Raw genomic sequence first — 23261 nt, forward strand, 5'->3', positions numbered from 1 at the left:
ACCCGCATCAGTCGATGGGACGGACGTTCGAGGCCTGGAGTCCCTTGGGCCCCTTCTGCACGTCGAACTCCACCTTCTGCCCGTCCCTCAAGGTGCGGTGGCCATCCGTCTGAATGGAGGTGTGGTGGCAGAACACGTCCGCGCCACCGTCGTCCTGCGCGAGAAAGCCGAAGCCCTTCGCGTCGTTGAACCACTTCACGGTACCCGTCGCCATACGCGGCATCCTCCCTGTCGCGACTTTTGCGTCGCCACATGCCCGGAAAGTGGCATGGGGGACGACGCGTAGCCCGGACCCGAGGCGCCTGTCGACGGGCGACGTTCGCGACTATCCACCGGTGAGCTTTCGGCCGCCCCCCTGGATACGACAAGGCCCACCACGGTGCTTCGTGGTGGGCCCGACTGCGGTGGGGACCTAGTACTCCACAACCGGCTGCGGACCGGGAATGATGTCCGCGATGTCCGGGTCCACTTCACCAGGCTGGCGGGGCGTCTTGTCCCCCTTGTCCTTCTTGCGCTGCTCGCGCTTGGCATCCTTTTCCTGCTGATGCTGCTTGCGCGCCTGCTCTTTCTGACGCTTCGTCGACCTTCCTTGCATGTCGCCTCCCTCCTGAAAGCAAAAGCCCGACCTCACTCAAAAGGAGACCGGGCATGAGTGCTGGAGCGGACGCGCTCAGCCGATCGGGCGGACGTTCGAGGCCTGAAGTCCCTTGGGCCCCTTCTGCACTTCGAACTCCACCTTCTGACCCTCGGCCAGGGTCCGGAAGCCGTCCGCCTGGATGGCGGTGTGGTGGCAGAACACGTCAGGGCCGCCATTATCCTGCGCGATGAAGCCAAAGCCCTTCGCGTCGTTGAACCACTTCACGGAACCAGTCGCCATATGCGTCTTCTTTCGTCTTGCGGCATTCGAGGCCGCCTTTCACCCCAAAATCTGGGGTGCCGGACTGCCTCTAGCCTGATAGGAGGCCCCTGTCATCACATCCAGGCCTCGAAAAACCAACCTACCCCAACCCCGCGCGGAACAACGCACGAGCTACCCGAACAATTCTCGTTTCAGTTTAACGGTGGGCGCTCCCACCCGCCGCATTCCGGAAGGTAAGAAGACCCGGCGAAAAGGGCGCATTCAGCCTCTGCCGGAGCCCTCCTCGGGCAGGCGGCCAACACCTCCGCGACACCCCAGCTCCCCCGCCCGGCCCCGTCATGCCTGGGAGCGGGCGCGACGTCCACCCGGATTGTGAAGGACTCAACGGCGCCTGTGGACAGCGGCGCGTTGACGGCGTCCGGACGCCACCGAGAGCCGCTGCTGGCGCACCGCGCGAAGCTCCACGACGTTGCCGCGGCGCGCCTCTTCCAGCGCGTCCACCAGCCCACGCTTGCCGCCGAAGTGGTAGCGCGGCGCGCCGCGTCCCACGTGCGCGTGCCGGGCCACCGCCGCGAGCGTCAGCGCCTCCAGACCGTGCTCCCTGACGAGCTGCTCCGCCACGTGCAGGAGCCGCTCGCGCATTCCCTCCTCGATTCCCGCGCGCGGCGGCGCGACGATGAGGTGAAACCAGGGCCACCCCAGCATGACGTTTCCCCTTCTCTTCCTTCAGGCTTCCGGACCCAGGGCGGGCCACGGCCGCGACTCGCGCTACGGCCGGGACGTAACCTGCTTGCGGACGTTTCCAACAGTGATGGCTCGTGATTCCAAACATCACCGGTGTGAATTCTCCGGGACTGGGATGCGCGGGACATGACGCCCTCGAAGCCCGGCGCGAAGGGGGGTCCTCGGCGGCGGGCACGCAAGCGGCCGGTGGTGATGGCGGCCACGTCGCTGGTGTTGGACGGCGCTTCGGGCGCCTCGCTCCAGACGCAGCTCGTGGAGGCGCTGCGCGCGGCCATCGTCGCGGGGCGGTTGGCGCCGGGCACGCGGCTGTTGTCCACGCGCGCGCTGGCCGAGCAGCTCGACATGTCGCGCAACACGGTGCTCAACGCGTACTCGCGGCTCTTGTCGGAGGGCTATCTGCTGGGCCAGTTGGGCTCGGGCACGTATGTGGCGCACGAGCTGCCGGAGCGGCTGCATGCCTCGCGGCGCGCCGGGGCTCCCGTGGCCGCGCCGAAGCCGAAGCACACGCCGGGAATCTCCAAGCGGGGGTGGGCGGTGGCCGGCCTGCCGGACCTGCGCATCACCGCGCCTGGCATTCCCGCCAGCCGGCTGGCGTTCCGCATGGGCACGCCGTCGGTGGATGCCTTCCCAAGTGACTTGTGGGGACGGCTGCTCAACACGCGCTGGCGGCGCTCGTGGGGCGACCTGCTCAAGCGCGCGGAGCCCGCGGGCCATCCGCCCCTGCGGCGCGCCGTCGCGGACTATCTGGCGACCTCGCGGGGCGTGCGGTGTGTCCCGGAGCAGGTCATCATCGTCAATGGCGCGCAGCAGGCGATGAGCCTGGCGGCGCAGGTGCTGCTGGACCCGGGCGACGCCGCGTGGGTGGAGGACCCGGGCTACTTCGCGAGCCGGGGCGCGCTCGTCGCCGCGGGCGCCACGCTGGTGCCCGTGCCGGTGGACGCGGAGGGACTGGACGTGAACGCCGGCATGCGGCTGCGGCCGGACGCGCGGCTGGCCATCGTCACCCCGGCCCACCACTTCCCGCTGGGCGTGGCGATGAGCGAGCAGAGGCGGCAGGCGCTGCTCGCGTGGGCTGTGCGCTCGGATGCCTGGATTGTGGAGGACGACTACGACAGCGAGTTCCGCTACGTGGGCCGTCCGCTGCCCGCGCTCCAGGGGCTGTCGCCGGACGCGCGGGTCATCTACATCGGCACGTTCAGCAAGGTGGTGTCTCCGGCCCTGCGGGTGGGTTACCTGGTGGTGCCGGAGTCGCTGGTGGACGTCTTCAGCGCGGCGCGGCGCTTCGCGGACGGCCACACACCCGTCATCGAGCAGGCGGTGCTCGCGGACTTCATCGACGAGGGCCACTTCAGCCGCCACGTGCGCCGCATGCGCGTGTTGTATGGGAGCCGGCAGGAGGCGCTCGTGGAAGCAGCCCGGCGCGAATTGCGCGGGCAACTGGACGTGTCTCCCCTCCACACGGGCATGCACCTGGTGGGCTGGCTGCCGGAGGGAATGGAGGACCGCGAGGCCAGCACGCGCGGCATCGAAGCCGGGGTGATGACGCAGCCCCTGTCCGCCTTCCGGACCCAGTCCACGGGCCCCGGAGCGCTCCTGCTCGGCTACGCGTGTGTGCCCGAAAAGGAAATCACCGAGGGCGTGCGCCTGCTCGCGCGCGCCCTGCGCTGAACAGAGTCCCTCGCGGCTCGCTGGGAAGTGGCCCCCCACCCAGGTCCGAAGTGGCACCATCGAGGGGTGTGCGAGTGGCCCTCGCGCGTCGTGGGCCCCCCGGTTACTTCACGCATCAGCGAGGGGGACACGACGTCCCGCCCTGAAGGAGACGAAAGACCATGGAAGCACAGCGTTTCGAGACCGCGAAGCTGGCCCCGGGCATCTTCACCGCGATGATGGGACTGGAGAAGTATCTGCATCAGTGCGGGCTGGAGGTGGGCCTGCTGCACCTCATCAAGCTGCGCGCCTCCCAGCTCAACGGCTGCGCGTACTGCATCGACATGCACTGGAAGGACCTGCGCGCCATCGGCGAGACGGAGCAGCGGCTCTATGGGCTGGATGCGTGGGAGGAGAGCCCCTACTACTCGGCGCGGGAGCGCGCGGCCCTGGCCTGGACGGAGGCCGTCACGAACCTGCGGGACGGGCATGTGTCCTCGGCCGTGTACGAGTCGGTGAAGCCGCACTTCACGGACAAGGAGCTGGCGGACCTCACCGGCGCGGTGGCCACCATCAACGCGTGGAACCGGCTGGCCATCGCTGCGCGCTCGGTGCCGGGGGCCTACCAGCCGCCGAAGTCGGCGCACAAGGCCGGCTGAAGCCATGCGGTTCGCGACGCCGCCCGGGTGTATCGACGCGAGCCCGGGCGAAGCACTACTGTCCGGGACTCATGGCGGACACCCGACAGAAAACGCCCCCCACCCACTTCACGGAGCGAGAGGCCGCGGAAATCATCCGCGAGGCCAGCGCGCATGCGCTCGCGAGTCGCGAGCCGGCGCGGACCCTGACGCGTGAGGAGGTGCTCACCATGGCGCGGGAGATGGGCCTGAGCGAGGCGGCCGTGGAGGTCGCCCTGGTCTCCCGCGCCCAGAAGGAGCAGCACCAGCGCAAGGACCGCAAGGAGCTGCTGGGCCTGGCGACGCACGGCCTCAGCTACACCATCGTCCTCGGCGGGCTGACGTTGATTGACCTCTTCTCCGGCCCTGGCTGGTGGGTGCACTGGCCCGCGCTGGGCTGGGGCATCGGGCTGGCGTTCCATGCCATGGGCACGGTGATGGGGATGGCCCGACGCGAGCTGAAGGTGGAGGACGAGGACTAGGTCGTGTCGGTGGGGACCTTGGCAAGGACTCGCAACAGGGTAAGACTTGAATCCGCATCTTACCTGATTTGAGTTGAAACCTTGTGAGGTCATGCCGCCATGCCTGACGAGCAGCTCCGGGTGTCCCAGTCCCTGATGATGATGGTGAACGCGCAGGGGCAGATGACCGCGCTCGCCTCCATGTCCCATCCACCCCTGACCCTCACCCCCGCGCAATGGTGGCTGGTCGGGTCCCTGCGGTCCGCCTGCCCGAAGGAAGACGTCCTCGCGATACCGAGCACGTTCTCGCGCGCCCAGCTCGACGAAGCCCTCGACACGCTCCTGGCCCACTCGGTGGTGGTTCCGGTGAAGGGCACCCAGGTGGACAGCTCGCGCTACGTGCTGGGGCCGGGAGGCTGGGCGGATATCGCCGAGCATCACCGGATGCTCTACGACACGGTGCGCGTCCACGCCTACCGCTCGTCACTGTTCCGGCACGCCAGGGACCAGGTCGTCCTCGACATCGGAACGGGGACGGGCCTGCTCGCGATTCTCGCCGCGAAGGCGGGGGCACGACATGTCTATGCCATCGAGGAGTCCGCCATCGCGGAGGTGGCCCTGGAGATGTACGCCGAGAATGGCGTCGCGGACCGCATCACGTTGTTGCAGGGCAACAGCCGCGACATCGAGCTGCCCCAGCGCGCGAACGTGATTGTCCATGAGCTGCTCAACACAGACCCGTTCGGGGAGAACCTGCTGCCCGCAATCCAACACGCGACGCAGCACTTCCTCGCCCCGGGAGGCCGGCTGATTCCCCATCGCATCGAGGCGATGTGTGTCGGCGTCCAGATGACGGAGCCGGTGAGCTCCGGACAGCGCATGCTGCGGGAGGCGGAGAACCTGAACGACTTCTATGGCCTGTCGTTCAAGCCCGTGTTGAAGCGGATGCAGGCCGCGTTCGACGTCGCCGGCCCGAACTTCGACCAGGGAGGGATGGTCATTCCCCCCACCGCTCCGCAGACGCTGCTCACCCGCCCCTGCCTGCTCCGGGACGTCCAGCTCGACGGGGATTTGACCGAGGCGATGAACGAGCAGTCCGTCGAATCGGTGCTCGAGGTGAACGCTCCCGGCATCCTGGGGGGCGTGGCCATCTACTTCCGCGCGCACATGGACGAGCACACCGTCCTGTCGACCTCGCCCTCCGCGCCGCCGACGTGCTGGGGCTTCCAGGTGAAGGAGTTCAAGGAGCGGGTGCAGGTGCAGCCCGGAGACCGGGTGAGAATCGTCTCGACGCTCAACCGCTCCCACGGACACCGGTTCAAAATCGTCCTCGCCTGATGGGACGGCGGCGGGGTGGCCCACACGCCGTGGCGGCTCAGGTCCCCGGCGGCGTGCGCGGCAGCTCCGTGCCGAACACCGCCTGGAGCATGTCCACCAGTCCAGGCCACTCCTCCGCGCCCAGCCACAGTCCCTCTTCGACGTGCTCCACGCTCATGGCGAGTGACGCGGTCTCGAAGAGCCTCGCGGAGAGCACACCCTCCGCGGGGAGACGGCCCTCCACCTGGAGCACCTGGCCGTCCCAACGGAACCCCGGCGGCAGGAGCCGCTCCGCCATGGCGCGCAGCGCGGAGCGGCCGGCGCCCGCGCGCAACAGTCCCATCACCAGCGACGAGGCCCCGCGCGACTCCTCCAACTCGACACGGCCGGGCGTGCGCAGCCACAACCGATAGCGCCCCGAGACGAACTCCACCCGCTCCAGCGTCGTCTCCACGCGCAGCTTCCAGCCCTTCACGGACAGCCGGATGTCATAGAGCTCCGGCCGGGCCTCCCAGTGGCGCAGCTCCACGTTCTTCGCCTTGCCGAGCAGCTGGCGCACCACCGTCTCCACGCGCACGTGAGACAGGCGCAGCCGTTTGCCGCCCACGTCCACCGCGACGTCTCCGGAGAGCGGGGACGGCAGCCGCTTCGCCCACTCCCGCGCGCCCTCCAGCAGCTTCATCGCCAACGACTGACTCGACATCCCAGCTCCTCCCGAGTGGGCGCGCAGCATGCACTGGATTCCCGACGCGGGAAGGAGGCCCTCGGGTACGAGGGCCTGGCACCCCGGATGCTCAGGGTGCGAGCGACGGGAAGCGACCCGCCTCCCAGTCCGCCAGCCGGGCGCGCCCCTCGGCCACGCTGTCCACCACGAAGTTCCACCAGATGACGAGCGGGTCCGGCAGCGGCTCACCTCCGAACACCACCGCCCGCCCGCCCTTCACCGAGTGCAGCGACAGCGTGGAGGCGCCTTCGTCCAGGTGCGCGAGCACGCCCCGCTCCACCGTCGTCCCACCCACGGCCACGTCCCCGTCCGCCACATAGAGCGCGAGCGCGTGCGTGGACGGCACGGGCAGCGACACCGAGGCCCCCGCCTCCAGCTCCACGTCCAGGTACGTCAAGGGATGGAAGGTGGGCACGGGGGAGACGGCGTCGCCCAGGCGACCGGCGAGCACGCGCACGCGGGCGCCCTCGCGCTCCACGAGGGGCAGCCGCGACGCGGGGACATGTTCGAAGGAGGGCTCCGTGTGGCGCTGCTCTCGCGGCAGGGCGACCCAGGTCTGGATGCCGTGCAGCGGCGCGGCGCCGGGGCTCGAATCCACGTCCTCCGCGTGGACGATGCCGCGTCCGGCGGTCATCCAATTCACATCGCCCGGATGGATGTCCTGCACCGAGCCAACGGAGTCGCGATGACGGAGGGCGCCGGAGAACAGGTACGTCACCGTCTGGAGGCCCACGTGGGGATGCGGGGGGACGGCCATGGTGCCCGGTACGGCGGGCGAGGGCCCGAAGTGGTCACAGAAGACGAAGGGCCCCACGCGCCGCAGCTCCACCCGGGGCAGGGCTCGCAGCACCCGCGAGTCCCCCACCAGCTCCGTCGGCTTCGCGGGCCACAGGGCCGCCACGCCACGCTCCGCCAGGGCATCCACGCGCGCCGCCGACGCTGAATCCGTCCCCATGCTCGACTCTCCTCGCCGGGCGTCCGCGTGAACCCGCGTTGTCGTGGAGCCCGAATGCCGGATGCTAGTATCACCCACTCTTCCCCTCGCGCATCCCCCCGGACCCATGGCACGAGCCTCCGCCGCACTCCCGGTTGAACCGTCTCTCGCCTTGCCGCGTGCCTTCTGGAAGCGCTTCGCCCGCGAGCATTGGGACCAGGGGCCCACCGTGTTCCAGGGGATGTTCCCCCGCCACTTCCCGTCGCCCTCGGAAATCTTCGAGGCGCTGCTGAACGTGGGCATGCGCTACCGGCAGGGCGAGTCGATGCTGCCCGTGCGCTTCTACGTGGAGAGCGAGGCGACCGCGGAGGGACCGCCGGAGGTCCTCGCGGCCGTCGCGCTGTCGCGCTACCTGCCCCTGCCGGAGGACGGTGACGTCGACGGGTACGCGCGGCGGATGGAGCGACTGCTGCAGGGACGGCGCTTCGGACTGGTGCTGAGCAGCACGGAGAGCCACCACTGGAGTCACTGGCTCCAGATGCGCAGCTTCCTGTCCGGCTTCCACGGCGCGCTCGGCGTGCCGCTGGGGGGCGCGGACTCCGCGCTGTTCCTGGGCAACTACCGCCACACGCCGTTCGGCGTGCACAAGGACGACCTGCACGTCTTCTACTTCGTCATCCAGGGCCGCCGCAGGATGAGCTTCTGGCCGCTGGAGGCGCTCAGCTCGCGGCCGGAGGTGGCGCCGCATGCGGACCCGGGGCTGAAGGACCGGCCACACGGCGTGGTGCCGCGCGACGCGGAGGACGAGCGTCAGATGATGGCCCAGGCGCGCGTGCTCGAGGCCGGCGCGGGGGACTTCATGTACTGGCCCTCCTCGTACTGGCACCGCTCCGAGCCGAGCAAGGGCCTCACCATCGCCGCCTCGCTGGGCCTCGGCTTCCGCGCGCCCATGTTCCTGGACCGCGCGCCCGAGCAGCCGTGGCCGAGCAGCCTGCGTCATGGAGAGCTGCCCCAGGACGGACGCTGGACGTTGCCAGGTTCGGTGCGCGCCGCGCTCGCCAGGCAGGCCCGGGGCCCGGGGCTTCGAGCCACGCGCGACACGCTCACCGAAGGCTGGGCGCGCTTTCTCTCCAACGGCGCCCTGGAAGGTCCTCCTCCCGAGGCGCGGGGCCTTGCGCCGCTCACGCTCGAGGACACGGTGGTGGCGAGCCCCGCGCGGCCCATCGTCATGGTGCCCCTGGACGAAGCGCGCCTCGTCGTGGCCGCCAACGGCTACTCGCGGACGCTGCGCTCCACGCCGGGCGCGCGGCGGCGGCTCCATGCGCTGGTGGAGGCGCTGAACTCCGGCCGGCCCCAGGCAGTGGAGGCGCTGGAGGAGTCCTTCTTCCGACGCCTGCCTTCGCGCGCGTTTCCCCGCGCGGGCGTGCGCTCCCTGTTGGATGAGTTGGCGCGGTGGCGCGCGGTGTGGCGCCACGTGCCCACGCGCCGACGCTGAACGCCTCACCCTCCCGGGGGAGGCAGCACCAGGGTGGGCGTGCCGCACCCCTCGGCCGAGGGGAAGAAGGCCAGGTCCGAGCCGACGCCGCGCAAGCCGCGGAACGTCTCCAGCACGGGCAGCTCCAGCTCCAGCGGCTCCACGCGGTGCACCCGACGTCCGTCGCGGACCTCCCAGCCTCCCGCGATGAGCGACACCGTGCCCGGCGTGGGCATGGTGGAGAAGTTCTCCACGCGCGCCACCAGCTCCGTGTAGTCGGAAGGCAGCGCATCCTCGCGCGGCAGGACACACAGGTTGAGCGGCGTTGACGTCGCGGGGTGAGCGAGTTCTCGGAGTCCTCGGCCCCTAGGCTCGACCCCGAGGCGCGCGGCCGTCTCCTCCGTGTGGAGGAACCCCGTGAGGCGGCCCTCGTCGACGAGTCGCAGGACGCGGGCGGGCCGCCCTTCGTCATCGATGCTCCGGTGCTGGGTGCCTCGGGGGTCCAGCGGGTCATCCACCACGGACAGGATGGAAGGGAAGAGCTTGCGGCCCACGGCGCGGGTGAGCGCGGGCATCGCCGAGGCGATGTCTCCTCGCAACAGCCAGGCGAGCCCCGCGACGAGCGGCGCCGCGACGGCGGGCCGCAGCACCAGGGGAAGCGAGCGGTCCGCTTTCTTCACGGGTCCTTCGAGCGCGGACACGGCGTCGGCCAGGCGAGCGCGCACCGGGCCAAGGTCCCCCTCTCCCTTCATCATCCCGGGCCGCAGGGGCACGGCATCCACCAGCGCGCCGCGCGACGTCTCACAGCGCAGGAAGGCCGCCTCATGCTCGACCTGCCGGAAGGACTCGAAGCCATCGCCGCGCAGGAGCAAGGCCCCCGAACATTCCTGCTTCACCACCAGGGCCTGGACGACGACGCCCTCGGGCAGGACCTCCTCGACGATGCGCTCGGCGCGGAGGCGCGCGCGCGAGGGATGCGTCCGCGGGCGCCACGCGGTCTGGGAGACCGGGGTGCTCTCGAGCGAGGCGGGAAGAGGCACGGGCGTACCGGTGCGTGCCTTGCCTTCCGCGGACAACAGCAACCGCTCCAGGGCCGCCACGCCATCCACGGACTCGACGGCGGTGCCCATGAGCGACTCGGTCCAGACCCGGGCGGAGGCGGTAAACCCGTGCCCCCAGCTACAGGAGGAGGTCCGCGTGGCCACGTCGTAATCCATCGACAGGTCCGCATGCGACAGCAGGTAGAGCTCCGCGCTCCGCCATCCTCGCTCGCGACACAGGCGGTCCATCACCTTCCGTGCCTCGACACTCCAGTCCCGGGGTGACAGGCCCACCGTGTCCGTCAGGTCGGCCTCCGTCGCGTCCACGTCCTCGTCACCTTTCGACATGCGGACTCATCCACCCAAGGGCCTGCTTCCGAGCCCCGTCGCGCCACGCGCTCACGTCCCCGCATCATGCGTCTCGTGGAAGTCCTCCACCAGTCCCGGTCTCGGTCCACCACTCGGCGTGATACAACCTGGGAGCGCGATACCTCGCGCGTCCCCCGACACGGACGGAAGGAGCCTCTCGCCTTGGATTGGTTCGTGGAGCGACGCGAGGTCTCCGACGTGCTCCACCTGCGCTCCGGCATCCGCGTGCCACCCGCGACCTTCGAGCGCGGTGTCTGCGCGCGCAAGGGCAGCCCGAGCCACGGCGAATACACCTGGACGGAGCTGGCACGGGACGCGCCCGCGCCAGGCCTGCTCCCCGGTGAGGTGCTGGAGCGGACACGCGGACCGCTGGTTCGTCCCTCCGCGCTGGCGGACGGCGCCGCGCTTCGCGAGGACGTCGTGCGCCGGCTGGTGACAGTCGCTCGCGAGGCGGGCGCGGCCCACCTGGATGTGACGCTGCGCGAGGTGGACCGCTGGACGCTCCACGCCCATCCCGAGCGGCTCGTCGAGGAGCACACCCGTCATGCCCTGCTGGAGGTGAAGGCCTTCCACGGCGAGCCCGGTGGCCCCCGGTTCGATGCCTGGCGCTGCGTCAGCCACCCCGACGCCGCGCACCTCCATGCGGCCCTGCCCGCCCTGGAAGCCTGGGTGGACACGCTGGTGCGCGAGCTCCGGGAGACGACTCCCGCGGTGCCATGTCCCTCCGAGGCGCTGCCCATCCTTCTCCCACCGGGCGCGGCCTCCGCGTGCTTCTTCCACGAGGTCTGCGGCCATCCGATGGAAGGGGATGTCGTCGCGCGAGGCGGCTCCTTCCTCGCGCGCCGGATGGGACAGCGCGTGGCGGAGCCCTTCGTCCACGTGTCGGACGACCCCACGGATGCACAGGGCGCGCTCGGCTTCGCCTGGGACGATGAGGGACACGCGGCGCGCGCGGTGCCGCTCTTGCGCGAGGGCGTCGTCACCTCGCCCCTGCTGGACACGCGCAGTGCTCGGGCGCTCGGCCTGGAGCCCAACGGCCACGGCCGGCGCGTGGACTTCCGCCATCCGCCGCTGCCTCGCATGGCCCACACCCGCGTGGAGCCCCACGAGGGAAACCTGAACGCGTTCCTCGCGGACATGGGCCACGGGCTGCTCGTGCAGCACCTCACTCCACGGCACATGAACCTGCTGTCGGGGGACTTCAGCTTCTACATCGTCGAGGCCCGTCAGGTCCGCGACGGGCGCGCGGGCGCGCGCGTGGGCCCAGGCATCCTCTGGGGCAACGGGCTGACGGCGCTGGCCGCCATCGACGCCGTGGGCTCCGACGCGCTCAACCTCTTCGCCACGCGCGGGTGCCGCAAGCTGGACCACGGCCCGCTGCCCGTATCCTTCGGGCAGCCGTCGGTCCGCTTCCGCGCGCTGCAGGTCCGGCCCGGGGCTTGAGAACCCCCGAGCCCTGGACCTCGCTCGCGTGACTACTCGGCCGGGGGACCCACCGGCTCGGCTGGGGGCTCCGCGGGCTCGGGCGGGATGTAGCAGGCCCAGGTGGGCTCCGGCTCCGGCGGAGGCGGGTCCTCCAGGCCACCGCCCGGCGGCGGCTCCTCGCCCGGCGGCGGAAGCGGAAACTGCCCGAAGGCCCGGTACACGCTGACCTCGCCCGGACGCGGCTCCACGACGACGGACGGAAGCAGGTACGGCCGGGGCGGCGCGTCGGGGTCGGGCTCGCCCGGCTCCGGGACGAAGGTGTCGATGAGGTTGATGGTCACCGGCGCGGTGGAGTTGGGCGGCAGCACCAGCGCGAAGTAGCCCAGGAAGCTCTCCGAGCCGGGGAGCACGCTGAAGCCGATGGGCGACTGGCCCGGCAAGCCCTCGGGGGGAGCCCAGTCCAGCGCGAAGAGCTGACCGGCGGACGCCTCCGCGATGCTGCCGACCGGCGTCTGGAACAGGTCCGCCAGGAAGCTCATGTCGTGGACCCACAGGAGCGCGACACCGCCCGTCTTCGTGGAGTCCAACAGGTCCGCCGGCGTCGTGGGCGTGCCCGCCGCCGTCATCGCCTGGGCCACCGCGTCCAGCGCGCCCGTGTTGCCCACCAGCACCGCGGACTGGCCGTAGCACTGCGTGACGCTGGCGAGGATGGGCCGCACGTACGTGGTGGGGAAGTACGTCGTCGGCGGCAGCGGGATGGGGAACTCGGGGTCCAGCACCACGCCCTCCGCGGGGGGCGTGGCGGACGCGATGTACGTCGCCGCGTCGCCCGAAGGAACGCCGACCAACTGCCACGTCCCACCGAAGTCCGAGGGAGACGCCGCGAACCTGCTCCCCTCGGGCGAGGACAGCGTCACGCTCCCGCCGGTGATGGCGGACAGGGCGGTGTAGGGCCCGTTGAAGACGCCGGGTATCGCCTCCGCGGTGACCTCTTCGGGGAGCGTCATGAAGGCGATGAGGAACGCCTCCGGGTCGTAGACCACGCCCGAGATGTTCGTCGTGCGCGCGGGGAGGTCCACCACGGGCGCGGTGTCGGGCAGGACGATGACGGGCGCCTCGGAGTCGGCACACCCGCCGACGGCGGCGCAGAGCAGGAAGCTGGAAGCCAGGGAGCGGAGCTTCATCGGAGTCCTCGGGGCTCAGCGCACTGGCAGCACGTGCTCGGCGGGAGCCGTCGTCACGTGGCAGGCGTTGGCGCAGTTTCCAAAAGCGTTGGGGGGGGAGTTGATCTCCTGGAACGGCAGGTCGAAGTACTCCGTGCCGTGGGTGCCCGGGTGGCAGCCGGCGCAGGCAATCATGCTGGGGCGCAGCGTGCTCTCGCGCGTCAGGTGGCACAGGGTGCAGTCACCCTTGTTCTGGACGTACTTGGGCGAGTTGATGTGCAGCCGGTGGACGAAGTCCGACACGTGCCCGACGACGTCGTCGTGGTGGCACACCTTGCACGTCTCCACGTGGTCAACGGAGACGCCGTGGTGCACGTTGCTCAGCGAGCTGACCCCGTTGTGACACACCTGGCAGTTGCCGATGCGGCCCGGGTACGTGGTGGGCTCGGCCTGGCCCACCTGGAAGAAGAACGGGTCCAACCGGTTGAGCCGCTCGCCCTCGAAGTTGCGGTGGCCCTTGAGCAGGATGGCGTAGGTGCCGGGCTTGGCGTCCGGCGGCAACGTCACCGTGTAGCGCGTCGTCGGCTGCACCCACGGGCCGCCCGCGACGGCCATGATGTCCGGAGGCACGTAGAACTGCGGCTCGCTCGAGGCGGGATAGGAGAAGTAGTCCGTGGGCACGAAGCCGCCGTTGACGACCTTCAGGTCCTGCAGCGGCCCGACGACCTTGAAGCCCGACTCGGACGCGCTGCTGTCACGCCACGTCAACAGCATGAACTCGTTGAAGTAGGCCAGGCCGTTGGAGCCCTCCTCCATGTAGGTCATGAACGAGGGCATGGAGCCGCGCGGGTGCAGGCCATGGCCGTCGCCGTCCTGGAGCGACACGACGAAGTCCACCGTCTCGCCCGCGTTGAAGAAGTTGCCGTTGGGGGGGCGGGAGACCTGCACCTTCTGCTTGAGGCCGAAGCCGCACGGCGTGGGCACGTCCGTGGCCAACCCATCCGGCCCCAGCTCGTAGCAGGTGGGGGGGCGCTCTTTGGCGTCCTGGAAGGTGACGGGGAAGAGGAAGGGCTTCTGGGGGAGCTGGCTCCACGTGAAGCGGATGACGCCCTCGCCCCGCAGGTCCGGCATGGTGAAGGACTTGAAGGGGTTGGTGGAGTTGGCGAAGGACACCTTCACCGCCGTGGCGAACTCGAGCGCGTCGTAGTTCGCTGCCCTGTGCGGCGTGGGGTCTCCGGGGAACAGCGGGCGCTGAAGGCCCGTCACCGTGAAGCTGGCACGGGTGCGGCCCGTGACGGGGCTCTCCGCGAGGAAGTCCGAGCGCAAGTAGGTCTGGCTGACGCGCACGTTGCCGTCCGCGTCCAGCACCTCCAGCAGGAAGGTGTCGTCCGTGGCCAGCATCCACGCGGCGTTCTCGTAGAACGTCTCGCGCAGGAACGTCTGCGGCTGCAGGCGCTTCCACCCGTCACGCCCCGAGGACAGGCCCGACCAGTCCAGGTCCTTGAAGTACGACTCCAGGCGCATCCACGCCGCGGGCGTGCGCTTGTCGTTGTATTCAGGGAAGCGTGCCAGCTCGACGTCCATCGCGGAGAACTCGCGCAGGAAGTACAGCTCACCGGCGGAGACGACCATTCGCGCGTGAGGCTCGCTCGGCTCGAAGGGCGCGTCCGGCCTCGGGTAGCCGTCATTCATGTTGTAGCAGGTGTCCCCGTAAGCCGGCAGGTTCAGGTCCCCCTTCGTCACGGGTTCACCCGTGGGGAGGATGGCGCAGCCCTTGAACCACAGCAGGGACAGGGAGATGGCACCGGAGGCGGAGCTGTCGTACGGGTCGAACGCGCGAGCACCCCGGCCACGGGTTCCTTCCGTGTCGGCCGTGTCGAACAGGTTGCACCCCGAGGCGACCGCCAACACCGGGAGCATCAGGACCAGCTTTTTCAGGGACAGTGTCATGGGGTTCGAGTCCAGCCCGGCGCACCGAGAACAGGGGACGGTGTAGGGCAAGGCGTGTATCCTACTTTCTAAGAATGCGCCGCGCCAATCACTGGCCGCTGGCGCGTCGCGTCGGAGTCCCCTGGGTCTTCAGGAAGCGGTACATGGCGCGCAGATCCTCCTCCTTCATGGAGGCGAAGGCCTGCCAGGGCATGGCCAGCTTGTTGACCTGGCCCTTGCGGCTGGGCGCGGCGCCCAGGTCCTTGAAGGCGGTGAAGCGGGCGACGAAGGCGTCCTCGTCCAGCCCCTTCATGACGGGCCCGCCGGGCAGGAGGGACGGAATGGGCTCCGCGCCGAAGGGCGTGGGCGCGGCGCGGCCACCCGCGAAGGGCTTCGGTTCCTCATCCGCGCTGGCGTGGCAGAAGGCGCACTGGGCGACGGTCGCCAGGTAGCGGCCCCGGGCGATGGGGTCCGCCGCGGGCTCGGCGACGGGGCCGGGCAGGGGCGCGGCCAGGTCCTGGATCTCCGCCGTCACCTCCGGAAGCAGCTTGGAGGGGGGCGTGGCGCGGGCCACCGCGGGCACCGTGCGCAGCCAGGCCACCACGGCGCGGGCGTCACCATCCGACAGCGTGGTGCGCCACTCCATGTACGGCATCATGGGAAACAGCGTCCGTCCGTCGCGGCCATAGCCCTCACGCAGGGTGCGCAGCAGCTGCTCGTCCGTCCAGCGCCCCACGCCGTGCTCGGGGTCGGAGGTGATGTTGGGCGCGCACAGGGTGCCCGGCATCTCCCATTCCTCACCGAAGCACGCGCCCGCGAGCACCGGCCCCGACACCGGCCCGCCGAAGCGGCCGTAATCCCGCTCGGTGTGGCAGCCGATGCAGCCGAGCACCGACTCCGCCAGATACCGTCCCCGCGCCACGAGCGCCGGGTCAGCCGACGCGGGCACCACGGGAGGCGCGGGAGGCGCCACCGGCTTCGCGGCGACCACGGGCGGGGCTGGAGGTGGCGGCTTGGGAGCCTCTTCCCGTTGACGACAGGCCGCCCCGGCGACGAGCAGCACCACGGACACACTCCACCCCCAGCTTCGACTCCCTGCGTTCACTCGAGTGTCTCCCGTTCCTATTCCAAGGGGGGCCCGTCCACCGGACGGCCCGAGCGCAGGGCCGTGAGGGCCCGGCGGTATTCGATGGGGAGCCGGTCCGCCTTCACCAGGACCTCGCCCGCGAAGTCCAGCGGGTGCGCGCGCGGACGCTGCCCCTCCGCGATGCGGCGGTCCTGCTCCAGGATGGCCGACTCCGACTTCACGAACAGGTCCGCGAAGTTGCGGATCCTCGGGTGGTACGAGGCGAAGTAGAAGCACTGCATCTTCTCCTCGGACCAGGGCGAGGCCACCGCGTAGACGGTGTGCGGATAGAAGAGGGTCGGCTTGAAGGACAGCCGCGCGGCGAAAGGGAACGTCACGTCATAGGTGAGCGTGGTCCGGTCCACCCGGGGCGGCGCGCCACCGACACCGGGCGCCAGCGCGGGATACATGATGCGCGCGGAGAGTCCGTCCGACCGCTTCTCCACGTCGTAGGGCGGCACCTCGGGCTGGTCCGGATTGCCGAACGTCCCCTCATGCACGAAGGAGAGGTGGGCCACGTCCAGGACGATTTCCACCATGCGGCCGGCGGCGATATCCCAGTCCAGGCGCGGCAGCGGCACCGTGGCCACCGTCGTCGTGTCAGCCAGCTCCGGCCATTCTGGCAATGGCGCGGCGGGCTCGGGTGAAAGACAGACCCAGACCAGGCCATGCCGCTCCGCGGCATGAAACGTCGCGAGCCGAGCCCGCTCCGGAATGGGCGTCTGGGGTTGCGAGGGAATCCGGACGCAGCGCCCGCTCTCGCCGTACGTCCAGCCATGGAACGCGCAGCGAAGGCCCTCGGGGGTGATGGAGCCTGAGCAGAGGTCCGCGCCGCGGTGCGCGCAGTAGCGCTGAGAGGCCGCGACGCCAGAGCCGGTGCGCCAGAGGACCAGATCCGTCTCCAGCAGCCGGGCTGGAAGAGGCGCGTCCCGCAGCTCGTGGGAGTACGCCACCGGATGCCAGTACGGGGCGAAAGCGTCCCGGTACGGGCGGACCTCGTGGGCCGCGCTCATGCCAGGGCGAGCGGGGCGATCTTGCTTTCGATTTCCTCGAGGAGGAAGTCGATCTCCTCTATCTCGTCGAGCTTCTCGGGAGCAGCGGACACCGCCTCGGCGGTAGTCGATGTGGATACTGCTGTAGCAGCCAATTCGGAGGGGGACTGAGCAGTCTCTTCCGACGCCATGGGATGGCCTCCACTACACAGGGGAGGCGGATGCTCGGGGGAACGCTGGGGGAATGTCAACCCACCGTGGCTTTCCTCACCTGTCACAACGCCACTAGACTGCGTTCATCCATGCCCCCTGCCCCCTCCGTCGTGCGCATCGTGGCCATGTTGTGTCTGCTTCATGGCACCGCCCACGCGGAGCCCTGGAAGAAAGCCAGACCCGGCACCACGACGGAGTCGCAGTTGCGCATCCTGTTCGGCGAGCCCGACTCACGACGTCGTGAGGATGGCGCGCTGGTGCTCGACTATCAGGGTCAGTCCTCGCCGGCGGGCACGAGGCATGCGCGTTTCACGGTGGATACACGCACCCGAAGGCTCCAGCGCATCGATGTCTTTCCCACCCGGCCGCCCTCGCGCGCCGCGGTGGAGAAACAATTCGGCGCGGCGTGTCCCAAGGTCGGCCGGAGCAAGAAGCCCTGCTACCTGGTGAAGGCCACGGCGGACACCACGCTGTACTTCCACTATCCCTCGCGCGGCCTGGCGGTGTTCTTCACCGGTGCCGACGTGCGCGCGCTGACCTACGAGCGTCCTGTCCGGGGGCGCCTCGCGCTCTCCTCCAGCGTGGAGCCGCCGCTGGAGCTGGGCTCGGGGAGTGACGGCGTTCGGAGCACCAACGCATCGGGCGACACCGTGTCCGCGTCCGGCACCGACGCGGAGGACGACACGGAGACCGCCGACGGCAACACCGTGGAGGCCTTCGCGGAGCCCGCCTCCGACACCGCGAACGCGCCCGCCGCCGCGAGCCTGGCGCTGGCGGTGCCAACCATCGACGGCGAAGGCGAGGGCCAGGCACCGCGTCCACCGGCGTCCGCTGACGTGGACACCTCGCTGCGGCCCGTGGTGGTGGCGGACATGGGGACGTCTGTCACGTCGGGCCCCTCCGTGCCGGGCGAGGGGCCCCAGCCGGTGACGGAGGAGGCCGCGGTGGAAGACCCTCTGCACCCTTCCGCCTTCCTCAAGGTGCCGGAGCTGCTCACGGTGGGCGGCTTCTATCTGCAGCGCGCGGAGGTATCCGGCGCCACCCGGGCGCTGAGCGCGAAGACGGGCGTGGACCCGTTCTTCCCGGCGCTGCTGGACGTGTACCTGGACTTCAAGCCGTTCGACGGGCTGCGCAGCTTCGCGGTGGGCCGGATGGCGTACGACCCGTTGGACCCGCTGCTCTCCACGCCCGTGACGAGCCTGGACCGGCTGTGGATCTACTTCGGCCTCTTCGACCACGTCTTCATCACCGCGGGCCGTCAGCACATCAAGTGGGGCAGCTCCAAGATCTGGAACACCACCGACTTCCTGCGCTCGCGCAATCCGGACCCGCTGTTCCTCTACGACTTGAGGCCCGGCGTGGACATGGTGAAGGTCAACGTGCCGTGGGAGGAGATGGCCGCCAACCTGTGGATCATCGGCACCGCGGACCTGGTGGACACGACGAGTGGAGTGGGCGGACTGGAGGACGAGGACCGCGTGCGCTACGGCGGCGCGGTGCGCGCGGAAATCGCGCTGGGCACCAGCGAGCTGGCGGCGACGGGCTCGTTCTATGAGGGGCGGCGCCCCCGCTATGGCCTGGACTACTCGCTCGGCCTGGGGCGGCTGGACTTCAACACGGAGATCGCCCTGGTGCATGGCGCGGACGTGGCCACGTGGGAGCGCGCGGCGGACGGTGGCTTCCAGGTGCGGGCGCTGGACGGGTTGCAGGTGCAGGCCAGTGGCGGCATGCAGGTCGAGCTGCGGGTGGCGGACACCTTCAAGACGGTGGTGCGGTTGGAGGGCTTCTACAACCAGTTGGGCAGCGATGACCGCGAGTTGCTGACGTGGGTGCAGACCGTCGGCGACTTCCAGCCGCTCTACTTCGGCCGCTTCTATGGCATGGCGCAGGTCGCCGTCACCGCGCGCAACATCTACGAGCCGACGACAACGCTCACCTTGCTGGGCAACGTGGGCGACCCCTCCTACGTCGTTCGGCTGGACATCAACGCCTCCCGGCTGCGTGACGTGACGGTCGCGGCCTTCGTGGAAGTTCCCTTTGGAGAGCGCGGCGGCGAGTTCCGCTTTCAGCCCGACCCCACCGTGGCGCCTGGTGCACCGGTGGACATGGGGTTGTTCCGCGCGGGCATCAACGTTCGCCTCAGGCTCTGAGCCCTACCCACATGACAGTTCCAGACGATTCCGCCCCGGCCTCCCCCAGCCAGCAAGGACGGAAGGTTCCCCCTGTCGATTCCGTCGCCGCGCCCGGCGCCGCCACCCCTCTGCCCGAACACGCTCCAGCGCACGAGCCCGGACCGCGCCCCGTCCTCTCCGACGAGCAGCGCCAGCGGGTGCTCTCCACCTTCAACGCCTCCGAGCGGGAGTTCGAGGGCGGCGACACGGTGGTGGCCTGCTTCGAGCAGCAGGTGGACCGTGCGCCCGACGCGACGGCGCTCGACTTCGAGGGCACGCGGCTGACGTACCGGGAGCTGGATGAGCGCGCCAACCGGCTCGCGCGCCACCTGCGCTCGTTGAGCGTGGGGCCGGAGACGCGCGTGGCGCTGTGCGCGGAGCGCTCCGTGGAGCAGGTGGTGGGGATGCTGGGCATCCTCAAGGCGGGAGGCGCGTTCGTTCCGTTGGACCCGGCGCATCCTCCCGAGCGCCAGGGCTTCATGCTCTCCGACAGCGGCGCGCCCGTGGTGCTCGCGCACCAGCGGGTGATGGACGAGCTGCCGCTGCGGGGCGAGATGCTGGTGGAGTTGGAGGGCACCCGGCCGGAGTACGCGCACCTGCCCGTCGGACGACTGGACGCGGTCGCCACGCCGGAGCACCTCGCCTACGTCATCTACACCTCCGGTTCCACGGGACGCCCCAAGGGCGTCCTGGTGCCGCACGCGGGGCTGCGCAATACGGCTTTGGCCGCGGTCCAGGCGCATGGCTTCCGGCCGGAGGACCGGGTGCTCCAGTTCGCGTCGATGACCTTCGACGCCTCCGTGTGCGAGGTCTTCGCCACGCTGCTCGCGGGTGCGACGCTGGTGCTCGCGCCCCAGGAGCGACTGCTTCCCGACGCGCCCCTGCGAGCGCTGCTGCGTGAGCGCGCCGTCACCGCCGTCACCCTCACCCCATCCGTGCTCGCGCAATTGGAGACGGAGGGACTGGAGGGGCTGCGCACCGTCATCTCCGCGGGCGAAGCCCTGCCCATCGCCGTGGCCGAGCGCTGGAGCGAGGGGCGCCGGATGCTCAACGCCTACGGCCCGACGGAGGCCAGCGTCTGTGCCGCCATCACTCCGCACGCGGTGGTACCGGGCGCCATCACCCTGGGCACGCCGTGGCCCAACACGCGGCTCTATGTGCTCGACGAAGCGCTGGAGCCCGTGCCCCCCGGCGTGGCCGGCGAGCTGTACATCGGCGGCGTGGGCGTGGCCCGTGGATACCTGGGCCGTCCGGACCTCACGGCGGAGCGCTTCCTGCCCCATCCCTTCAGCCCCATCCCCGGCGCGCGGCTGTACCGCACCGGAGACCTGGCGCGGTGGACGCCGGACGGAGAGCTCGAGTACGCGGGCCGCGCCGACACCCAGGTGAAGCTGCGCGGCATGCGCGTGGAGCCGGGTGAAGTCGAAGCCCTGCTCGCGCGCCATCCCGAGGTCCGCGAAGTCGCGGTGCTCGCGCGCGAGGTGACGGCCGGAGAGCTGTCGCTGGTGGCCTTCATCGTCCCGGACGTGGGCCTGGATGCGGCCCGTGTCAGCACGGCCCTGCGTGCGTGGCTGCGACAGCAGCTCCCCGAGCACCTGGTGCCCTCCGTGCTCATGACGCTCTCCACCCTGCCCCTGACGACCTCGGGGAAGGTGGACCGGCGAGCGCTGGGGGTGATGCCGCTCGAGCGCGGCGATGCATCGGGCGCCCTCCCTGGAGGCGAGCCTCGAGGAAAGCTGGAGGCGCTGCTCGCGGGCCTGTTCCAGCAGGTGCTGGGTGTGGAGAGGGTGGGACGGGACAGCGACTTCTTCGACCTGGGTGGGCACTCGTTGAGCGCGACGCGGCTGCTGGCGCGCGTACAGCATGCGGTGGGGGTGGAGCTGCCGCTGAGCGCGCTGTTCTCCCACGCCACGGTGGCCTCCCTGGCGCGCGCGCTGGGGCCCAAGGCCGCGTCGCTCGGAGCGCCCCTGGCGGGCCCCACGCAGCTTCCCGCCGACGCCGTCCCGATGACGTCCCTGGCACAGGAGCGGCTGTGGTTCCTTCAACAGCTTCAGCCCGACTCGGCGGCGTACCTCGTCGTCGACGCGCTGGAGTTCCGGGGTGCGCTCAGCGTGCCCGCGATGGAGGCCACGCTGCGCCGGATGGTGGAGCGACATGCCGCGCTTCGCGTCACCTTCACGCCCGTCGAGGGCAGCCCGCGCCTGCGCACCCACGCGGTGCACGAGCCCGTGCTCGCCGTGGAAGACCTGTCGCGGCTCCCGCGCGAGGCGGGGACACCGGAGGCCGTGCTCCAGCGCCGACTGAGTGAAGAAGCCGCGCGCCCGCTCTCGTTGGAAGACGGGCCGCTGTACCGGTTCCGCCTGTTCAGCGTTGGCCCCGAGCAGCACGTGTTGCTCCTGGTGCTTCACCACCTGGTGGTGGATGGCCTGTCCATGGGCATCCTCCTGAATGAGCTGGCGCGGACGTACTCCGCCCTCCAGGAAGGCCGTGAGCCCGCCCCGGCTCCGGTGACCATGACCTACGCGGATGTCTCCGCGTGGCAACGCACCCCCGAGGTGCGCGCGCGTGAGGACATCCACCTCGAGTACTGGAAGCGACAGCTCGCCGGTGCACCGGCGCTGCTCATGCTCCCCACCGACAAGCCTCGACCGCCGGTGCTCTCCGACCGGGGCGCGTACTCGCGTCGACACGTGCTGCCCCGCGAGGTCCGTCAGCGCCTGGAGGCCCTGTGCCGGCATCACCAGGTGACGCCATTCATGGCGCTCTATGCCGTCTTCGCCACCCTGCTCCACCGCTACTCCGGCGAGCAGGAGCTGTGCATCGGCACGCCTGTCTCCGGCCGCAGTCACGAGTCCACGGAGGAGATCGTCGGTCTCTTCATCAACACGCTCGTGCTGCGCACCCACCTGTTGCCAGCCGCGCCCTTCTCCATGCTGCTGGCCCACGTCTGGGCGATGTCACTGGAGACCTTCAGCCACCAGCACGCCCCTTTCGAGCGGGTCGTCGATGCGCTCCATGTCGAGCGCAGCCTGAGCCACGCGCCGCTGTTCCAGGTGATGTTCGACCTGCGCCGCGTCGACTCGCCCCTCTCCTTCACCGGCCTGTCTTCGCAGCACGTCTTCGTCGACAACGGCACCAGCCAGCTCGACCTCGCGCTCACCGCCACCGAGCTGCCGGACTCTTCGCTCCAGCTCTTCTTCCAGTTCCGCACCGACCTCTTCGAGCACGCCTCCGTCGAGCGGATGCTGTCCCACTTCGTCCTGCTGCTGGAGCAGGCCCTCGCCGCTCCCCAGCTTCCCCTCTCCGAACTCTCGCTTCTCGACGCCGACGAGCGACGACGCGTCCTGCTCGACTTCAACGACACCGAGCGGGCCTTCGACGCAGACGGCACTGTCGCTTCTCTTCTTGAAGCCACGTTCGCTCGCACTCCCGACGCTGTCGCGCTCGTCGCCCCGGATGCCACGCTCACCTTCGCGCAGCTTCACGCACGCGCGTCGCGTCTCGCGTCCCACCTCGCAGCGCTGGGGGCTCGTCCCGAGGCCGTCGTCGGCGTCTGCGTCGAGCGCTCCTCGGAGGCCGTCGTCTCGCTGCTCGCCGTTCACCTCACCGGCGCCGCATGCCTTCCGCTGGAGCCGTCTCATCCACCAGCGCGCCGCGCCCTGCTGCTTCAGCAGTCCCGCGCCAGCCTCGTCGTCGCTTCGCCCTCGCTGTTTGACGGCGTTCAACTCGACGCGGTGCTCGTGCAGCCACAGGACGCCCTGCGACCCGGTGCGGCGCTCGCGCAGCCCTCACGCGCGCACCCGGACAACCTGGCGTACATCCTCTACACCTCGGGCTCCACCGGCGTGCCCAAGGGCGTCCTCTCCACCCAGCAGAACGTCGTCCACTGCTTCGACGCCTTCGACTCCCTCTACTCCACTTCCCCCGGCCACACCTGGGCCGCCTCCGGCAGCCTCTCCTTCGACATCCACCAGGAGGAAATCCTCTTCAGCCTCT

Annotated in this window: 20 protein-coding genes; 8 read left to right on the forward strand and 12 right to left on the reverse strand. The window is 70.3% G+C overall.

Annotated elements, in window-relative coordinates:
* Window positions 1-7: 7 nt before the first annotated feature.
* From HUA75_RS23350 to HUA75_RS23365, 4 genes are all read right to left on the reverse strand, one after another.
* Window positions 8-214, reverse strand: a complete 207-nt coding sequence (locus tag HUA75_RS23350; protein WP_141643682.1) for a cold-shock protein — start codon at window positions 212-214, stop codon at window positions 8-10.
* A 198-nt stretch (window positions 215-412) separates the two neighbouring features.
* A complete protein-coding gene (locus HUA75_RS23355) occupies window positions 413-595 on the reverse strand; it encodes a hypothetical protein (protein WP_141643683.1) in 183 nt (60 codons plus the stop codon).
* Window positions 596-670: 75 nt separating this feature from the next.
* On the reverse strand, window positions 671-877 hold the full coding sequence (locus tag HUA75_RS23360; RefSeq protein WP_141643684.1) for a cold-shock protein: 207 nt from the start codon (window positions 875-877) through the stop codon (window positions 671-673).
* A gap of 363 nt (window positions 878-1240) precedes the next feature.
* A complete protein-coding gene (locus HUA75_RS23365; RefSeq protein WP_141643685.1) occupies window positions 1241-1564 on the reverse strand; it encodes a helix-turn-helix domain-containing protein in 324 nt (107 codons plus the stop codon).
* 165 nt (window positions 1565-1729) lie between these two features.
* On the opposite strand from HUA75_RS23365, the gene HUA75_RS23370 reads away from it, so the two are divergent.
* The 4 genes from HUA75_RS23370 (at window position 1730) to HUA75_RS23385 (ending at window position 5726) form a co-directional block, all read left to right on the forward strand.
* Entirely contained in the window at window positions 1730-3271 is a 1542-nt protein-coding gene (locus HUA75_RS23370) for a PLP-dependent aminotransferase family protein (protein ID WP_174487671.1), read from the forward strand.
* A 161-nt stretch (window positions 3272-3432) separates the two neighbouring features.
* Window positions 3433-3909 carry a carboxymuconolactone decarboxylase family protein gene (locus HUA75_RS23375; RefSeq protein WP_141643687.1) on the forward strand — a complete coding sequence of 159 codons (477 nt, stop codon included), beginning with the start codon at window positions 3433-3435 and terminating at the stop codon, window positions 3907-3909.
* 71 nt (window positions 3910-3980) lie between these two features.
* On the forward strand, window positions 3981-4409 hold the full coding sequence (locus HUA75_RS23380; RefSeq protein ID WP_174487672.1) for a 2TM domain-containing protein: 429 nt from the start codon (window positions 3981-3983) through the stop codon (window positions 4407-4409).
* A 99-nt stretch (window positions 4410-4508) separates the two neighbouring features.
* Window positions 4509-5726: a 50S ribosomal protein L11 methyltransferase gene (locus HUA75_RS23385; protein WP_141643689.1), complete on the forward strand. Its 1218-nt coding sequence runs from the start codon at window positions 4509-4511 to the stop codon at window positions 5724-5726.
* A gap of 37 nt (window positions 5727-5763) precedes the next feature.
* Here HUA75_RS23385 and HUA75_RS23390 read toward each other — a convergent pair whose 3' ends face one another.
* Together HUA75_RS23390 and HUA75_RS23395 are read right to left on the reverse strand one after the other, a co-directional pair.
* Entirely contained in the window at window positions 5764-6408 is a 645-nt protein-coding gene (locus tag HUA75_RS23390) for a hypothetical protein (RefSeq protein WP_141643690.1), read from the reverse strand.
* A 91-nt stretch (window positions 6409-6499) separates the two neighbouring features.
* Window positions 6500-7384, reverse strand: coding sequence for a pirin family protein (locus HUA75_RS23395; protein WP_174487673.1), 885 nt, complete (start codon window positions 7382-7384; stop codon window positions 6500-6502).
* A 151-nt stretch (window positions 7385-7535) separates the two neighbouring features.
* Between HUA75_RS23395 and HUA75_RS23400 the strand changes: the two genes are divergently transcribed.
* Window positions 7536-8858, forward strand: coding sequence for a cupin-like domain-containing protein (locus tag HUA75_RS23400; protein ID WP_174487674.1), 1323 nt, complete (start codon window positions 7536-7538; stop codon window positions 8856-8858).
* A 5-nt stretch (window positions 8859-8863) separates the two neighbouring features.
* Here HUA75_RS23400 and HUA75_RS23405 read toward each other — a convergent pair whose 3' ends face one another.
* Window positions 8864-10225 (reverse strand): metallopeptidase TldD-related protein, encoded by a 1362-nt coding sequence (locus tag HUA75_RS23405; protein ID WP_174487675.1) that lies wholly within the window; start codon window positions 10223-10225, stop codon window positions 8864-8866.
* A gap of 183 nt (window positions 10226-10408) precedes the next feature.
* On the opposite strand from HUA75_RS23405, the gene HUA75_RS23410 reads away from it, so the two are divergent.
* Window positions 10409-11689, forward strand: coding sequence for a TldD/PmbA family protein (locus HUA75_RS23410; protein WP_254627719.1), 1281 nt, complete (start codon window positions 10409-10411; stop codon window positions 11687-11689).
* A gap of 32 nt (window positions 11690-11721) precedes the next feature.
* Here HUA75_RS23410 and HUA75_RS23415 read toward each other — a convergent pair whose 3' ends face one another.
* The 5 genes from HUA75_RS23415 to HUA75_RS23435 all read right to left on the reverse strand — a co-directional run bounded on the left by HUA75_RS23415 (window position 11722) and on the right by HUA75_RS23435 (window position 17072).
* A complete protein-coding gene (locus tag HUA75_RS23415; protein WP_141643695.1) occupies window positions 11722-12855 on the reverse strand; it encodes a hypothetical protein in 1134 nt (377 codons plus the stop codon).
* Window positions 12856-12870: 15 nt separating this feature from the next.
* Window positions 12871-14784, reverse strand: coding sequence for a hypothetical protein (locus HUA75_RS23420; RefSeq protein WP_141643696.1), 1914 nt, complete (start codon window positions 14782-14784; stop codon window positions 12871-12873).
* 88 nt (window positions 14785-14872) lie between these two features.
* The gene (locus tag HUA75_RS23425) at window positions 14873-15829 is read right to left on the reverse strand and encodes a c-type cytochrome (protein ID WP_371746176.1); all 957 of its coding nucleotides are present in this window, start codon (window positions 15827-15829) and stop codon (window positions 14873-14875) included.
* Window positions 15830-15885: 56 nt separating this feature from the next.
* Complete coding sequence (locus HUA75_RS23430) at window positions 15886-16902, reverse strand: aromatic ring-hydroxylating dioxygenase subunit alpha (RefSeq protein WP_174487677.1); 1017 nt, start codon at window positions 16900-16902, stop codon at window positions 15886-15888.
* Window positions 16899-17072 carry a Xan family putative trans-acting RiPP leader peptide gene (locus HUA75_RS23435; protein WP_141643698.1) on the reverse strand — a complete coding sequence of 58 codons (174 nt, stop codon included), beginning with the start codon at window positions 17070-17072 and terminating at the stop codon, window positions 16899-16901. Before HUA75_RS23435 ends, HUA75_RS23430 begins: the two co-directional genes overlap by 4 nt.
* A gap of 111 nt (window positions 17073-17183) precedes the next feature.
* Here HUA75_RS23435 and HUA75_RS23440 point away from each other — a divergent pair, with 111 nt between their 5' ends.
* Together HUA75_RS23440 and HUA75_RS23445 are read left to right on the forward strand one after the other, a co-directional pair.
* Window positions 17184-19244 (forward strand): hypothetical protein, encoded by a 2061-nt coding sequence (locus HUA75_RS23440; protein WP_174487678.1) that lies wholly within the window; start codon window positions 17184-17186, stop codon window positions 19242-19244.
* Window positions 19245-19423: 179 nt separating this feature from the next.
* Window positions 19424-23261, forward strand: a 3838-nt coding sequence (locus HUA75_RS23445) for a non-ribosomal peptide synthetase (protein ID WP_217446241.1), incomplete at its 3' end; no start/stop codon positions are given.

The sequence above is a fragment of the Myxococcus sp. CA040A genome, from assembly GCF_013336725.1.
Taxonomy (GTDB): Bacteria; Myxococcota; Myxococcia; order Myxococcales; family Myxococcaceae; genus Myxococcus; species Myxococcus llanfairpwllgwyngyllgogerychwyrndrobwllllantysiliogogogochensis.

Bases quoted from the DNA above. Each gene is read 5' to 3' on its own strand.
- HUA75_RS23350 (WP_141643682.1), bottom strand. From the start codon at position 214: ATGGCGACGGGTACCGTGAAGTGGTTCAACGACGCGAAGGGCTTCGGC.
- HUA75_RS23355 (WP_141643683.1), bottom strand. From the start codon at position 595: ATGCAAGGAAGGTCGACGAAGCGTCAGAAAGAGCAGGCGCGCAAGCAG.
- HUA75_RS23360 (WP_141643684.1), bottom strand. From the start codon at position 877: ATGGCGACTGGTTCCGTGAAGTGGTTCAACGACGCGAAGGGCTTTGGC.
- HUA75_RS23365 (WP_141643685.1), bottom strand. From the start codon at position 1,564: ATGCTGGGGTGGCCCTGGTTTCACCTCATCGTCGCGCCGCCGCGCGCG.
- HUA75_RS23370 (WP_174487671.1), top strand. From the start codon at position 1,730: ATGACGCCCTCGAAGCCCGGCGCGAAGGGGGGTCCTCGGCGGCGGGCA.
- HUA75_RS23375 (WP_141643687.1), top strand. From the start codon at position 3,433: ATGGAAGCACAGCGTTTCGAGACCGCGAAGCTGGCCCCGGGCATCTTC.
- HUA75_RS23380 (WP_174487672.1), top strand. From the start codon at position 3,981: ATGGCGGACACCCGACAGAAAACGCCCCCCACCCACTTCACGGAGCGA.
- HUA75_RS23385 (WP_141643689.1), top strand. From the start codon at position 4,509: ATGCCTGACGAGCAGCTCCGGGTGTCCCAGTCCCTGATGATGATGGTG.
- HUA75_RS23390 (WP_141643690.1), bottom strand. From the start codon at position 6,408: ATGTCGAGTCAGTCGTTGGCGATGAAGCTGCTGGAGGGCGCGCGGGAG.
- HUA75_RS23395 (WP_174487673.1), bottom strand. From the start codon at position 7,384: ATGGGGACGGATTCAGCGTCGGCGGCGCGCGTGGATGCCCTGGCGGAG.
- HUA75_RS23405 (WP_174487675.1), bottom strand. From the start codon at position 10,225: ATGTCGAAAGGTGACGAGGACGTGGACGCGACGGAGGCCGACCTGACG.
- HUA75_RS23415 (WP_141643695.1), bottom strand. From the start codon at position 12,855: ATGAAGCTCCGCTCCCTGGCTTCCAGCTTCCTGCTCTGCGCCGCCGTC.
- HUA75_RS23420 (WP_141643696.1), bottom strand. From the start codon at position 14,784: ATGACACTGTCCCTGAAAAAGCTGGTCCTGATGCTCCCGGTGTTGGCG.
- HUA75_RS23430 (WP_174487677.1), bottom strand. From the start codon at position 16,902: ATGAGCGCGGCCCACGAGGTCCGCCCGTACCGGGACGCTTTCGCCCCG.
- HUA75_RS23435 (WP_141643698.1), bottom strand. From the start codon at position 17,072: ATGGCGTCGGAAGAGACTGCTCAGTCCCCCTCCGAATTGGCTGCTACA.
- HUA75_RS23440 (WP_174487678.1), top strand. From the start codon at position 17,184: ATGCCCCCTGCCCCCTCCGTCGTGCGCATCGTGGCCATGTTGTGTCTG.